The organism is Exiguobacterium sp. s11 (assembly GCF_018619015.1).
Lineage (GTDB): Bacteria > Bacillota > Bacilli > Exiguobacteriales > Exiguobacteriaceae > Exiguobacterium_A > Exiguobacterium_A indicum.
Genome location: NZ_JACSNF010000006.1, coordinates 97,989 through 111,807 on the forward strand (window position 1 = coordinate 97,989; position 13,819 = coordinate 111,807).

Consider the following 13,819-nt stretch of genomic DNA (forward strand, 5'->3'; position numbering starts at 1 on the left):
AAAAAAAGCATTTTTTAATTCAACAGGAAAAGGGGTTTTCTATCATGTCAAACGTCATTCTTACTTCACGTGCATCTGCAGTCGGTGGTCGCGACGGGAAAGTCGCTTCAGACGATAACGTCATTAATCTCGATTTAGTCATGCCAGGAACAAAAGGCAAAGAAGACATTCCGACATCAAACCCGGAACAGTTATTCGCAGCAGGATATGCCGCTTGTTTTGATGGTGCCTATAACTTAATGGCGCGCCAAGCAAAAAAACGAGTCGAGACGCGGACGAATTCAGAAGTCAGCCTCTTACAGGATGAAGCGGATAACGGTGTAAAAATTGCAGCGAAACTCGTCGTCGAGGTCGTTGGCGTATCGCAGGAAGAAGCCGAAGACTTACTAGAGAAGACACACAATTTCTGCCCGTACTCAAAAGCGACACGTGGCAACATTGATGTTGATCTTTCTGTTAAAGTCGTCGATTCACTATAAGCATAATCGACGAATCATAAGGAGGGTTTTCCATGGCACCGAAAGAAACCGATCGTCCAAATGAAGAGTTTGAAGATGAACGGGATCGTCTGTCGGATAAAGAACGGAAACTGACAGAGGAGCAACAAAAGGAAATCCTAAAAGGAAAAGACGAAATGCCAGATGATACGGTTTCTCCACGAGATCGCGGAGAAGATCCGATTTAAATCAAACAACTTGGGGGATGAATCACATGTCTAAAAAAGTAGCAGTCGTACTCGCCGATCATTTTGAAGATGTAGAATTCACAGGACCGGTTGATGCATTAAAAGAAGCAGGGCACGAGATCACTGTCATTGGTGCTAAAAAAGGTGCAGAACTCGTCGGCAAACAGGAAGAGGCAAAAGTAAATGTTGATCTCTCGATTGATGAGACTTCAGCAGCAGACTACGATGCTCTCCTTATTCCAGGCGGTTTTTCACCAGATTTACTTCGAGAAGACGAGCGTTTTGTCTCATTCGTCGAAGAATTCGATATGTCGAAAAAACCAATTTTCTCAATCTGCCATGGACCACAATTGATGATTAATGCAAAAATCGTCAAAGGAAGAAAAATGACAGGTTATAAATCAATTCGAATTGATTTAGAAAATGCTGGTGTGGACTTTGCAGATGAAGAAGTCGTCGTCGATGATAATTTCGTCTCAAGTCGTCAACCAGATGATATTCCTGCATTCAATCGGGAAATCGTTGCAAAACTTGGCTAATGGTATAGAACAAAAATCAGCACTGCGATAACGCAGTGCTGATTTTTTTAGGGGTTTTTTGGATAATCACAGAGTTCCGTAATGACGCCGTGTGAATGACGAGGATTCATATAAATCAGTCGTCGTCCGAACGGCGTCGTTCGATACGTATCTTCTAAAAATGTTAAGCCTTGTTTTTTTGCTTCTTCAATCGCTTGATCTAAATTCTCTACGCGATAAGCAATATGGTGGACACCTTTCCCACGTTGTTTTAAAAAACGAGCGATTGGACTATCCGGACTTGTTGGCGTTAACAACTCGATGTGCGCATCATTGAACTCGATGACCGCAATATTGGAAGCAACACCAGGCGCAGGATTCGAGTACTCTTTTGTTAAGGTTCCTCCAAGTACGTTTGTATAAAATGAAATGGCTTCCTGCATGTCGCGAACGGCAATTCCAGTGTGGTCTAATTTCATATGACATCCTCCTTCTGTTCGCTTCAGTTTCCCAAAAACACTCCAAAGTTGCAACGATGAGTTACCTTCCAAATGTTTCTATTACATAGAAGAGGAAAGATTTATTTAAATTGAAATATCACTGAAATATTATGTAAGAGGAATGAATGCTATAATCAAAAACGTTCTTATAAAAAAGAAAAAAGATTACAGAATTTAAATTTAACTTAAATATTCTACGATAAATCATAAAACATATACTACAGAAAAAGAGGGAATACTACATGAAAAAAACGTTCGCGTCGCTCATCGTTTCTGCACTGGTTCTTTCATCAGCACCTCATTTTGCAGCAGCAGACGATTTAAGTGAACAGAAAGCCAAAAACGAACAACAGCAACAAGACAATGCTAAAAAGCAAAAAAACTTAGAGTCTTCTGTTAATCAAGAAGGTAAAAAAATCTCTAAAACACAACAAGAAGTCAATCGACTAGACGAAGCGTTGAACGAAAAAATCTTTGCTGTCGAAACAAAAGATCGTCAAATCAAAGCAACAGAACGTGAAATCGTGGAGCTTGGAAAAGAAATCGAGAAATATAAAGCGAAACTAAAACGCCAAGAAAAACTACTCGGGGATCGTCTTCGTGTCATGCAAGAGAATGATGGAAACTCAATCAAATGGGAAGAAGTCATCTTTGGCGCTAAAAACGTTGGTGACCTCGTAAGCCGTGTCATGGCAGGGAAATCCATTTCAAAACAAGATGATAAAATGATCACGGATTACCAAAATACGCAAAAACAATTAGCGGATGCGCAGCAAAAAGTAAAAGAAAAGAAAGCGCAGTTGGTCGTTGAGAAAAAAGAATTAAAACGTCAACAAGCGGATCTTGAATCACAATTAAAAGAGCGGAACAAACGCTTAAAAGAACTACGTAAGAAAAAAGAAAAGTTCGAAACACAATTGATGGATGCAAAAGAAGTCCAGCAAATTTTGATCGCTCAAGAAAAAGCGATTGCAGCTGAAAAAGCAGCGCGTGAACGAGAAGCTCGAATCGAAAAAGAGCGTCAAGCTCAAGCGGCACGTGAAGCAAAAGCACGGGCAGAGGCTGAAGCAGCTCAAGCAGCAGCTCAGAAAGAAGCGGAACAACAAGCAGCTAAAGAAGCGGCAGCTCAGCAAGCAGCACAAGAGAAGGCAGCGCAGTCAGCAAAACCTTCTGGTTCGACGAAACAATCGGCACCAAAACCATCTACACCAGCACCAACTGCGCCAGCACCGTCAGCTCCTGCGACACCTAAACCGTCACCATCATCAGGCGGACTCTTCATTCATCCAACTGCTGGTGCTGTGACACAAGGGTATGGTTCTGCAGGCGGAGAAAACGGTTATACGTTCCATAACGGGATTGATTTCGGTGGTCCAGTTGGCACGCCAATCGTGGCAGCTGCAACTGGTACAGTCATTACAGCATCAGGTGGCGGACCTTACGGAAATCACATCATGATTGCTCACCAATTGAACGGGAAGACATATACGACAGTCTATGCACATATGAGTTCATTGAACGCTAGTGCAGGTCAACGCGTCAGCCAAGGTCAACAAATCGGTACACGTGGTAGCACAGGAAACTCAACAGGTCCACACTTGCACTTCGAAATTCACGTTGGTGGATACAGCTACAGTGCAACAGGTCCAGCTAACTCAGTAAATCCAATGACTATGTTTTAAACAGTTAAGAATCGTTGCATATGCAACGATTCTTTTTTTATATTTGATAAGAAATATATATATTACAAAAAAACGTTTTCACTTGAAATGTAAATGAAATTTTTTTGAAACGATTAGGGTGCTATAATCTATTTCAGATATGAGAGAAACTTGAATACTATAATAAAAAATGAAAATACATAAGTGAGGAAAACGATATATGCTAAAAAAACTAATTTCTACCATTGTTTTAGGGGCATTACTTACAACAGGTACACAACCGATCGCGGCAGCAACGATTAAAGAAAAAAAGGCTGAAAATGCCGCTGAACAACGTAAATTAGAAAAAGAGATTAAAAAGCAAGAAGCTAAAATTTCAAAAGAACAACGTCAAATCAATCGAATCGACGCAGCGATTAACGAAAAGATTTTCCAAGTTTCCGAAAAAAATAAACAAATTAAACAGTTAAGCAATCGAATCGATGAGTTAAAGGCAGACATCGTTCGTTACGAGGAGATGCTACAGAAGCAGGAAGAACTACTCGGTGATCGTTTACGTGTTTTCCAAGAAAACGATGGAAACTCGATTAAGTGGGAAGAAGTCATTTTTGGATCAAAGGATTTAGGTGATTTATTCAGCCGTGTCATGGCGGGTAAAAAGATTGCTGAACAAGATGATAAAATGATTTCAGATTACATCGCGACGCAACAAAAATTAGCAGAAGCAAAGCAAGCACTCGTTGAGAAAAAAGCGGAGCAAATGCAAGAAAAGAAAGTATTGCTTGAACAAAAAAAAGCGTTGAAAGCTCAAATGAAAGAGCGTAGTGCTACACTCAAAAAATTACGAAAAGGGAAGACGAAGTTTACGACAGAACTGTTAGACGCAAAAGAACTGCAAGCGACTCTCGAAGCGCAAGAACGTGCGATTGCGGCAGCGAAGGCAGCGGCTAAAGCAGCGGCTGAAAAAGCAGCAGCAGAGAAAGCGGCAGCTGAAAAAGCTGCTAAAGCAAGTGCTCAAGCAGCAAAACAAGCCAATAAGAATACAGAATCAACAAGTTCAGATACAACACCAATCGCTTCAGGTGGTGGGAAATTTGTCCGACCATCTTCTGGTGGGGTATCACAAGGATTCGGACCAGCTAGTGGAGCAAACGGTTATACATTCCATAATGGCGTCGATTTCAAAGGTCCCGTCGGATCTCCGATCGTCGCAGCAGCAGCCGGAACCGTCATTACAGCATCAGGTGGTGGACCTTACGGAAACCACGTCATGATTTCGCATTTCTTGGATGGAAAAGTCTATACGACGGTTTACGCTCATATGAGCTCATTATCTGTTCATGCAGGACAAACGGTCTCTCAAGGTCAGCAAGTCGGAACACTTGGTAGTACAGGGAATTCAACAGGACCACACTTACATTTCGAACTACATGTCGGAGGCTATCAATACAGTGCTTCTTCTCCTTTAAATGCAGTCAATCCATTGGCATATCTGTAATCAAAACGGGCTTCGGCTCGTTTTTTTTTCTTTCCTATGCTACAGTTAAGGCGAAACGAATACTTGAGCAACTAGGGGAGCTGGAGGAATCCGGCTGAGAGGAAAACCAATCTGTTTTCGACCCTATTACCTGAACTGGATAATACCAGCGTAGGAAAGTTGAGCCGAACGGATACCGGAATGCGTGTATAACGCTTTCGTATAGCGTCGACTGCTTTTTTACAGCGGTTGACGCTTTTTTGTCGGTCACGACTCCCTTATATTGCTCGATGGGAAGGTGAAAAGAATATGAAACATGTACTGACGATTGCGGGATCCGACTCCGGTGGTGGAGCTGGGATTCAAGCAGATTTAAAAACATTTTCAGCTTTAGGCGTTTATGGAATGAGCGTCCTGACAGCTGTCACGGCGCAAAATACGTTGGGTGTTCAAGCGGTGGAAGAGTTATCTCCAGAAATCGTAGATGCCCAGTTAACGTCGATTTTTTCAGACATTCGTGTCGATGCGATCAAAATCGGAATGGTCTCGAATGCGCAGACGATTCGTGTCATTGCTACACATCTCCGCAAACAGACAGTTCCGATCATATTAGATCCCGTCATGGTCGCTAAAGGGGGACATGCCTTATTACGGACGGAGGCTGAACAAGCATTGATTTCGGAGCTTTTACCGCTTGCGACACTCGTCACACCAAATTTACCGGAAGCGGAGCGTTTAACAGGACGATCGGTCACCAATCTAGATGAAATGCGACTGGCGATGCATCAATTAGCTACACAGACAGGGGCAGTATTACTAAAAGGTGGACATCTCTCAGGAGCTGCGACGGATTTGTTGTTTGATGGGGAAGTAGAACACCGCTTCACATCGGAACGGTTAGACAATCAACATACTCATGGAACTGGTTGTACCTTATCTGCGGCGATTGCGGCGCGGATGGCGCTTGGAGAAGATTTGACAGATAGTGTAAGACAAGCAAAGAGCTATGTCACGGAGGCGATTCGTCATGGATTTGCTCTCGGACAAGGTATTGGACCGACACATCATTTTCATTCACTTTGGAGGGATACACATGTTTACGACCATTCTTGAACACAAACCACTCATTCACCATCTGACGAACACGGTGACGATCAATGACTGCGCAAACGTCACACTCGCTGTTGGAGCATCACCCGTCATGGCGGAAGATATTCGCGAAGTAGAAGAAATGGTTAGACTCGCGCAAGCTCTTGTCTTAAACATTGGTACGATCGATTCAGACATGCAAGCAGCTCAACGACTTGCAGCCGGTGAAGCGGGACGTTTGAATGTCCCGATCGTTCTTGATCCAGTTGGAGCAGGGGCAACGACATTACGTACTGCCTTTTCTAAAGAACTCATTGATCTCGGGTGTACGGTCATCAAAGGAAATACTTCTGAAATCAAGACGTTACTTGGGGAAGACGGACGAACTAAGGGAGTCGATGCTGCGGGAGATGCAATGATGGATCGAGAAAGTATTCGTGCATTCGCTCGCAAACACAAATCTGTCCTCGTCGTGACAGGTCCGAACGACTATATCACGGATGGAACGCGCGAAATGGAATTACATGTAGGAACACCTCGTCTAGGAGACATCACGGGTACGGGCTGTATGACGGCTTCCTTGATTGCGAGCTTCCTCGGCGCAGGATATACGGCGTTTGAGGCGGCTGTTCACGGAACATTCGTCATGGGAAAAGCAGGAGAACAAGCAGTCTCTGCGCAAGGTCTTGGTGATTTTAAACGAGAATTGTTCAATGCGATCAGCCTCATGACGGAGCAAGAACTGGTGGAGGTGACAGAACGTGTCAATTGATTACTCCATCTATGCAGTGACGGATCGTCGGTACCATCCTGGCGTCGCGATCGAGACGGTCGTTGAGGAAGCTGTTTTAGGTGGTGCGACGATCGTGCAACTACGAGAAAAAACCGCACAAGGAAAGGAATTCTACGATCAGGCAGTTCGGTTGAAAAGACTGACGGATCGACACGACATTCCTTTGATCATCAATGACCGGATCGATATCGCGTTACTCGTCGAAGCTGGTTTGCATATCGGACAAGAAGACATTCCTTTAACCGCAGCACGTCAACTTTTACCAGATGCCGTGATTGGTGTGTCGGTAGCCACTGTTGCACAAGCGATTGAAGCAGAGCGAGACGGAGCATCTTATTTAGGCGTGGGGTCTCTATTTGCGACGTCATCCAAAGCAGACGCTGATTCCATGTCGCATACGATGCTTCAGGCGATTCGGGAAGCCGTACGATTACCTTTAATCGGTATTGGTGGAATCACAGCAACAAATGTCTCCACCCTTCCCATCCCGCTAGAAGGGTACGCCGTCATTTCAGAAATTTTCGCTAAAGAAGATCGGCAACTCGCTGCGCAGCAAATGACAGATGCTGTGCGAGAATGGCATCAATCACTTCAGAACAGGGTATAATCCGTTCAGAGGTGATTGTATTGAAATGGCAGACGATCCGTTTTCGCGGCTATTGGATTCGATATCGGTTAGAACCACAAATCATTCGAGTCGATAATCAGGGGATCTACCATCTAGGAAAAGTCTTATTTCCGCGTCCTAATCGTATATCTTATGAGATGGCCCTTTTATTGAAAGAAAAGTATGAAAGACGCTACAAACGTCCGTTGTATATTAAAACGAGCTCGATTGCGACGGAAATTTGGGGACATACTCATTTAGACATCTATTACCGGGCACTTCTTCGTCTACCGATTCCGACTCGGCTACGACAGCGCTATTCGAACCGATTAGAGAGTACGAAAATCATTGATATCGGCGTACGCGCTGTCGATCAAAATCGAATCGTCTGGGATATCGGAGATTATGTTGGAGGATGGTTCGTATTTTGGCTCATTCGTAGGCGCATGCGCTAAACTTGCAATGTTCTGTTTTCCCATGGTGCAATATAGGTAAAAACGAGGTGACGGACATGGATATTCCCCGTTGTGAAACGATTGCGATTGACGAACAACGTGCGTCTGAAATCGGACAAGTCTTGGATACGATCCCAACACTTGAAATCGGAAAGCTATTTAAGATTCTTTCGGATGCGACACGACTGCGAATCGTTTATGCGTTGACGATTGAAGAAGAACTATGCGTTTGTGATGTCTCAGCCTCTGTCGACTGTTCGATTGCGACGGCGTCTCATCATCTTCGGTCTTTGTTGAAACAAGGACTCGTCAAGTTCCGAAAAGAAGGCAAAGTCGTCTATTATTCCCTGGATGATCATCATGTCTCATCGCTTGTGCATATGGCTATGGAACATGTGCATGAGGGAAAAGCAGTACGTGAATGATTCTTTAGAATAACGAAAAGCGTAGCTATTGCTGCGCTTTTTTTGTTCATCTCGGATCGTTTTCCTAGGACAAGCATCGACCTCGTCCTGTCAATCAAGATGACGCCTCTATAATCTGAAGAGGCTGACTCGAAAAAAGAATAACTCATCTTTTCAGACCCTTTCCTCAGGCGAGACACAAGCTGGCTTTCTTGCTTCATTCCAGCAGAAAAGCGGGTCTCGTTCGTCTCTGATAGCGCAAAATCGCGCTTGTTCCTGTAGAAGTGACGTGTGACGCATCATTCTTTTTGTTACGAGATAAGGGTGGCAGAATGATGATCTGCCACCCTTATCTTTGTAAAGACTGACTTTTGAGTCAGCTCCTTTTTGTTTATTCTTGTGCTGATTTCTCTGATATGGCAGGAACGAAGCGATGGAAGAAAAAAATCGTTGCACTAATCATCAAAAAGGACAGAATTGACAGGCCGAGGCACATCCATTTATATGTAGCAATTAACGCATCCGATTGTTGTAATTTTGCCTGAAGCGTTCGATATAAATCATCTTTTACACGTGATAAGTCTTCAAGGATCGTCTGAGTCGTTTGAGTCGATTGTCTGGCGAGACGTTTTGCTGCTGCTGGACTTTGGCGTTCATATACGACGAAAACCCGTTCGATTTCTGACTCCCAGACATTGTTGCGACGAAGAAGATCTTTAATTGTTCCTGGAGTAGTCGAAGATTGATTCAGACTATTACGTAAGTCATGAATTTTCGAAGTCGAAAAATAATATTGTTCAATATAACGATTATCTTCGTACAATAAGAGGCCGCGGACTGCGTTTGCTCGATCTCGATTATGTTCAACCAACTGATCGACTTGATTAATTAACGGTATATCATGATCCTTCATCTGCGCTGTCATCGCCGCAATTGTCCGATAACCAGATAAGGCATAAATGATTGGTATAGAGGCAAATAAACTGATCAAAAGAATCAGCAGAACACGCTGACGCCATAGTGAGTGCATGCAATCATTCCTTTAAATAAAAAGACATGTCATTAGCTTAACTACTATTACAAGAAAAGTGAAGCCTGTCTATTTTTTGAATAGGGATAGGAAAGTAAGAAGTCAGTATTCTGAATAAAAAAGCAGGAAAGCTAGTGCAATCCGAGAAGCTGTTTTATGTAGAAGAAAAAGCGCAGCTTGGCTGCGCTTGGTTAAAACGAATAGGAATGTTCCTTATAGTTTCCGAAAACCGTATGAATTTCTGAGAATGTAACGAATGCATTTGGCTCAACGGAAGAGACGATCTCCTGCAAACGGACGATTTCATTATTTTGAACGACGACATAGACCATTTTTTTCGTTCGGTTGGAATATCCTCCACGTGCATCGAGAATCGTGACACCACGACCGAGTTCTTTTGTAATGACTTCATTGATTTCATCTGCTTTCTCACAAATGATGATACATTGCTTAGAAGCAGAATAGAAACTGTAAACCGTCTGAAGGGCTTTGGCGCGAACGAAGCTCATGATGAGCGCGTACATAACGTGTTTTAAGTCAAACACCCACCAAACAAGGATGTAGATGACAAGATCTTGCATCAGAAATATGCGAGGAAGTGGCCAGTTATGAAAACGAGCGAAGAAAAACTTTCCAAGAATATCAAGCCCTCCAGTTGAAGCACCACCGAAGAAGATCAATGCCATCGCAAGTCCAGAGACTAGACCGGCAAAGATGGAGGCGACGAGCGGATCATTTAAAGATTCCGGAACAATTTGAGTCGGAATCCAGTCGATTAAAAAAGAGGAAGCAACGACGATGATGCCGGATAAGAACATGAACCGTTTACGCAGAAAACGAAAACCTAAAAGGAAGAGTGGGATGTTTAAAAGCAATTGCGTTAAACCGATTGGCGTGTGGAAGAGCTCTTGGATGATGAGTGTGATCCCCATGATACCACCTGATCCGATATCATTTGGAGATAGTAGTAAACTGATGTAAAGGGAATAAAGCAATGTACCGATGATTAAAAAACTAATTTTTTCAACTCTCTTTTTCTGTGGGTGTGTTGTAGTCATGGCAATATGATGAGTGACCTCATGCTCCTCCTTCTGTGAGTATCTGCCTGCAAGAGTACGCCCATATGCATAAAATTTCAACCCTTCTTATGAAAAAAGATGAAAAAGGGTACGTTTTTTTAGGAAGGTGATGAAAATGAAAAAAACGTTCTTGCTTATTGGTTGTATTTGTTTAGTAATACTAATTGGTATTCGCATTTTTCAACCATCGGATGAAGAAAATCGAACGTCTATTTGGCATGATGGAGATCTCGTAGCGAGACAAGTGGGTGCTTCGATGATGAATACGGTAGCGGTTCGTCAATTAGCCGAACAACTTCCGTTCTCATCAGAATTAAAACAGGTAGATGTCGAAGGGGAATCGTTGCGGCTTGTTTATGAGGTTACAGGAAAAGAGCGACAAGCCTGGATTGGTACCGATACTGGAACACTACAAGTGAATCAGGATTTTTTGAAAGCTCGGTTATCTAAAGTGCTGATGCATCATACACTTGTTTTATTTTCAACGATTCCTGATTTGACCGATCTCGAAATTTACTACACGGATCCGTATTCAGGTGCAGATTTTACGATGGACCGGAAAACATTCGACGCCTACACTCCGACCGATATTGAACGAGCTACTTCCTCTTCTAGACGCTTTAATCGGGTCGTCATTGATGGTTATGTGCTCGATGCATCAAGGCGAAATACTTTCTTTGAACGCTTCGCATCACGACTACGAATTCAAACTAATTAGTTGTATAAAGCAAGAAAAGGCATTTTTCACAATCTCGACACAATGATATCGTTTACATCTCGTTCTTTTATAAAAACGATAAAACAGGTCTATTCAATACTTGAACATCTTTTAAGATGGAAGTATGATAATAAATGAACAAACATTGTGAAGTGTTGAACAAAAGAAAGAGAGGTTTCTACGATGAACGAGGTAGAAGCATTAGAAGGATTACGGAATAAAGCAATCAAGTCGACGTGCATGCTACAAATGCGTCCTCTCGAGTACTTAGTTCGTGCCATGCTAGCAGGGATTTTCATTGGATTTGCAATTATTTTTACCTTAAAAGCAATTAACGGTCTATATATGGCGGAGTCACCTGTTGCGACACTTGTTGGTGGACTGACCTTCGGAGTGGCACTCGTCCTGATCGTTTACGGTGGGGCAGAGCTGTTCACAGGAAATACGATGTATTTCACGACGGCGACGATGCGCGGCTATACGACGAAGATGGATACGATGAAGGTCTGGTTGATCTGTCTGATTGGAAATGGACTTGGAGGATTAGCATTTGCGCTACTCTTTTCTCAAACAGGAATCATCCAAGAGCTTGGTATGAACAACTGGTTATTTTCTGTCTCAGAAACGAAGATCCACCATACGACGTGGGAAATCTTCACACGAGCTATCTTCTGTAACTGGATGGTCTGTTTAGCGATTTTCATTCCAAAGAACATGAAGAATGAGTTGGCGCAGATCATGATGATGATGGTACTGGTCGCAGTCTTCTTCGCATCTGGATTTGATCACGTCATCGCCAATATGGCCTTGTTCTCCATTGCGTTAGTCGTACCACATCCGGATACGATCACATTTGCCGGAGCGATGCACAACCTGTTGCCAGCTTTAGCCGGTAACATCATTGGTGGAGCAGTCTTCATGGGAATGATCTATACGTGGCTGAATAAAGAAAAATTAGAAGTAGATGAATCACGTCAATCCACGACACCTGTTCATATTGCTTCGAAACAAAATGCATAAAAAAGAGCAGCTGTCGCGACAGCTGCTTTTTTCATTCATTCCATATGTTGAAAGCGATCGACGTCTGCAGCCAGTTCTTCGTAAATCGTCTCGACGATTTGTGCATCATCGAAGAGCCCGAGGACGTTATCGTCCGGTAAGGCGTCAACAGGAGACGTGAAGTACAGAACGGCCGTCAATAACAATTGTTCCTGCTCCGCATGCATTTCGAATTTTTTCTGATAGAGAGCACGAAGCATTTCAAGCAGTTGTTTTAATTGAAAATAAAGGACGAGTTCTGCCTCGCGTTCGATGTCCGAGCTTTCTGTAGACGCGATATCTTGCGTCAAGTGCGCAAGTCCGATTTCTGCTCGAACTAACAATTCTTGCTGTGCTTTTTCATCACCAACGAGGTCGAGTGCCTGTCGGTGAAAATACGTATAAGCCGATTTAAAATCGCCGGGTGTGAATTCCATGGTGATGCCTCCTTCTCTTCTCTTTCTAGTTTCGCCTTATTTCTTGCAAAATTGCAACTATTTCGTGAAAATAAAGATACAAGAAAGGGGATTACATAATGCCGACACAAGCAGAATTAAAACAATACGCGTCTTTAGCCGTGCGTACGGGAATTAATCTACAACCAGGACAACAACTCGAGGTGCGTGCAGGAATCGAAAATTTGCCGCTCGTTCGTGAAATCACGCGTGTCGCCTACGAAGTAGGAGCTACGCAAGTATATGTACAATGGTCAGATGATGAGATGACGAAAATCCGTTATTTCGATGCACCGGAAGAGTCGTTTGATACGTTCCCGGATTGGTTAAAAGCACGTTACGACCAACTGGCAGAAGAAAAGACAGCGTTCTTATCGGTCGTCAGTGAAGATCCGGATTTATTGAATGGCGTGGACTCGAGCCGAATCGCACGTGCGAATAAAGCAGCCGGTGTCGCTCTTGCTAATTGGCGGAAGTTCGTCATGAGTGACAATGTCAGCTGGTGTGTCGTAGCAGCACCTTCTGAAAGCTGGGCGAAGAAAGTATTCCCTGATTCAGAGAATGCTGTTGAAGAGCTCTGGTCAGCTATTTTAAAGGCTACACGTGCCGATCAAGCGGATCCGGTCGCTGCATGGGCGGATCATGATCATAATCTGCGTTCAAAAGCAAAATTCCTGACAGAGAAGAAATACAAAACATTGCACTACACAGCTCCAGGAACAGAATTATCAATCGAATTACCAGAACGTCATGTTTGGTTAGGTGGCGGTGGTCCGAATGCAGATGGTGTTGATTTCATCGCGAATCTGCCGACAGAAGAAGTGTTCACGTTACCGAAAAAGACAGGAGTCAACGGACACGTCTCGAGCACAAAACCGCTTAGCTATAGTGGGAACTTGATTGATGAGTTCACACTCTGGTTCGAGAACGGAAAAATCGTTAAAGCGGAAGCGAAACAGGGTCAAGAAGCATTAGATGACTTGATTTCACTTGATGAAGGTGCACGTTATCTTGGAGAAGTTGCGCTCGTGCCACACCGTTCGCCGATTTCTGACTCGGGTATCCTATTCTATAATACATTGTTTGATGAAAATGCTTCATGCCACTTAGCGATTGGTCGTGCGTACTCGACGTGTCTCGAAAGTGGTCCTAGCCTTTCAGCAGAAGAACTAGAAGCACAAGGCGCGAACGACTCGATGACGCATGTCGACTTCATGATTGGATCAGCGGATCTATCGATTGAAGGAGAACTTGCAGACGGAACGCGTGAATCAGTCATGCGTGACGGAAACTGGTCAATCTAAACGAAC

17 protein-coding genes and 1 riboswitch are annotated in these 13,819 nt (G+C 43.5%); of the genes, 13 read left to right on the forward strand and 4 right to left on the reverse strand.

What is annotated here, in order from left to right:
• Positions 1-44 precede the first annotated feature (44 nt).
• The 3 genes from KNQ12_RS15455 to KNQ12_RS15465 are packed head-to-tail and all read left to right on the forward strand — an operon-like array spanning position 45 to position 1,224.
• Positions 45-479 carry an organic hydroperoxide resistance protein gene (locus tag KNQ12_RS15455; protein WP_023467178.1) on the forward strand — a complete coding sequence of 145 codons (435 nt, stop codon included), beginning with the start codon at positions 45-47 and terminating at the stop codon, positions 477-479.
• Positions 480-511: 32 nt separating this feature from the next.
• Complete coding sequence (locus KNQ12_RS15460) at positions 512-685, forward strand: hypothetical protein (protein ID WP_023467179.1); 174 nt, start codon at positions 512-514, stop codon at positions 683-685.
• Positions 686-711: 26 nt separating this feature from the next.
• Positions 712-1,224 carry a type 1 glutamine amidotransferase domain-containing protein gene (locus tag KNQ12_RS15465; protein ID WP_029340809.1) on the forward strand — a complete coding sequence of 171 codons (513 nt, stop codon included), beginning with the start codon at positions 712-714 and terminating at the stop codon, positions 1,222-1,224.
• Positions 1,225-1,271: 47 nt separating this feature from the next.
• Here the strand turns inward: KNQ12_RS15465 and mce are convergent, their stop codons facing one another.
• The gene (gene mce, locus KNQ12_RS15470; protein WP_214749696.1) at positions 1,272-1,682 is read right to left on the reverse strand and encodes a methylmalonyl-CoA epimerase; all 411 of its coding nucleotides are present in this window, start codon (positions 1,680-1,682) and stop codon (positions 1,272-1,274) included.
• A gap of 263 nt (positions 1,683-1,945) precedes the next feature.
• On the opposite strand from mce, the gene KNQ12_RS15475 reads away from it, so the two are divergent.
• From KNQ12_RS15475 to KNQ12_RS15505, 7 genes are all read left to right on the forward strand, one after another.
• Entirely contained in the window at positions 1,946-3,385 is a 1,440-nt protein-coding gene (locus KNQ12_RS15475; RefSeq protein ID WP_023467184.1) for a murein hydrolase activator EnvC family protein, read from the forward strand.
• 199 nt (positions 3,386-3,584) lie between these two features.
• On the forward strand, positions 3,585-4,862 hold the full coding sequence (locus KNQ12_RS15480) for a murein hydrolase activator EnvC family protein (protein ID WP_214749693.1): 1,278 nt from the start codon (positions 3,585-3,587) through the stop codon (positions 4,860-4,862).
• A 63-nt stretch (positions 4,863-4,925) separates the two neighbouring features.
• Positions 4,926-5,036: riboswitch (TPP riboswitch) on the forward strand.
• Between the two features lie 114 nt (positions 5,037-5,150).
• Complete coding sequence (thiD, locus tag KNQ12_RS15485) at positions 5,151-5,954, forward strand: bifunctional hydroxymethylpyrimidine kinase/phosphomethylpyrimidine kinase (protein WP_023467188.1); 804 nt, start codon at positions 5,151-5,153, stop codon at positions 5,952-5,954.
• Positions 5,935-6,702, forward strand: a complete 768-nt coding sequence (gene thiM / locus KNQ12_RS15490) for a hydroxyethylthiazole kinase (RefSeq protein ID WP_214749690.1) — start codon at positions 5,935-5,937, stop codon at positions 6,700-6,702. Before thiD ends, thiM begins: the two co-directional genes overlap by 20 nt.
• Complete coding sequence (thiE, locus tag KNQ12_RS15495) at positions 6,692-7,330, forward strand: thiamine phosphate synthase (protein WP_214749688.1); 639 nt, start codon at positions 6,692-6,694, stop codon at positions 7,328-7,330. Before thiM ends, thiE begins: the two co-directional genes overlap by 11 nt.
• Before the next feature lie 11 nt (positions 7,331-7,341).
• A complete protein-coding gene (locus tag KNQ12_RS15500) occupies positions 7,342-7,785 on the forward strand; it encodes a hypothetical protein (protein ID WP_353047637.1) in 444 nt (147 codons plus the stop codon).
• Between the two features lie 56 nt (positions 7,786-7,841).
• A complete protein-coding gene (locus tag KNQ12_RS15505) occupies positions 7,842-8,210 on the forward strand; it encodes an ArsR/SmtB family transcription factor (protein WP_214749685.1) in 369 nt (122 codons plus the stop codon).
• 370 nt (positions 8,211-8,580) lie between these two features.
• Here the strand turns inward: KNQ12_RS15505 and KNQ12_RS15510 are convergent, their stop codons facing one another.
• Positions 8,581-9,219 (reverse strand): CHASE3 domain-containing protein, encoded by a 639-nt coding sequence (locus KNQ12_RS15510; protein WP_035398843.1) that lies wholly within the window; start codon positions 9,217-9,219, stop codon positions 8,581-8,583.
• 191 nt (positions 9,220-9,410) lie between these two features.
• On the reverse strand, positions 9,411-10,277 hold the full coding sequence (locus KNQ12_RS15515) for a YitT family protein (RefSeq protein WP_023467195.1): 867 nt from the start codon (positions 10,275-10,277) through the stop codon (positions 9,411-9,413).
• A 136-nt stretch (positions 10,278-10,413) separates the two neighbouring features.
• Between KNQ12_RS15515 and KNQ12_RS15520 the strand changes: the two genes are divergently transcribed.
• Positions 10,414-11,016: a hypothetical protein gene (locus tag KNQ12_RS15520; protein WP_035398841.1), complete on the forward strand. Its 603-nt coding sequence runs from the start codon at positions 10,414-10,416 to the stop codon at positions 11,014-11,016.
• A 183-nt stretch (positions 11,017-11,199) separates the two neighbouring features.
• A complete protein-coding gene (locus KNQ12_RS15525; RefSeq protein ID WP_214749682.1) occupies positions 11,200-12,036 on the forward strand; it encodes a formate/nitrite transporter family protein in 837 nt (278 codons plus the stop codon).
• 35 nt (positions 12,037-12,071) lie between these two features.
• On the opposite strand, the gene KNQ12_RS15530 is transcribed toward KNQ12_RS15525, so the two are convergent.
• The gene (locus KNQ12_RS15530) at positions 12,072-12,491 is read right to left on the reverse strand and encodes a YkvA family protein (RefSeq protein ID WP_023467198.1); all 420 of its coding nucleotides are present in this window, start codon (positions 12,489-12,491) and stop codon (positions 12,072-12,074) included.
• 98 nt (positions 12,492-12,589) lie between these two features.
• Between KNQ12_RS15530 and KNQ12_RS15535 the strand changes: the two genes are divergently transcribed.
• Positions 12,590-13,813, forward strand: coding sequence for an aminopeptidase (locus KNQ12_RS15535; protein ID WP_214749679.1), 1,224 nt, complete (start codon positions 12,590-12,592; stop codon positions 13,811-13,813).
• Positions 13,814-13,819 lie beyond the last annotated feature (6 nt).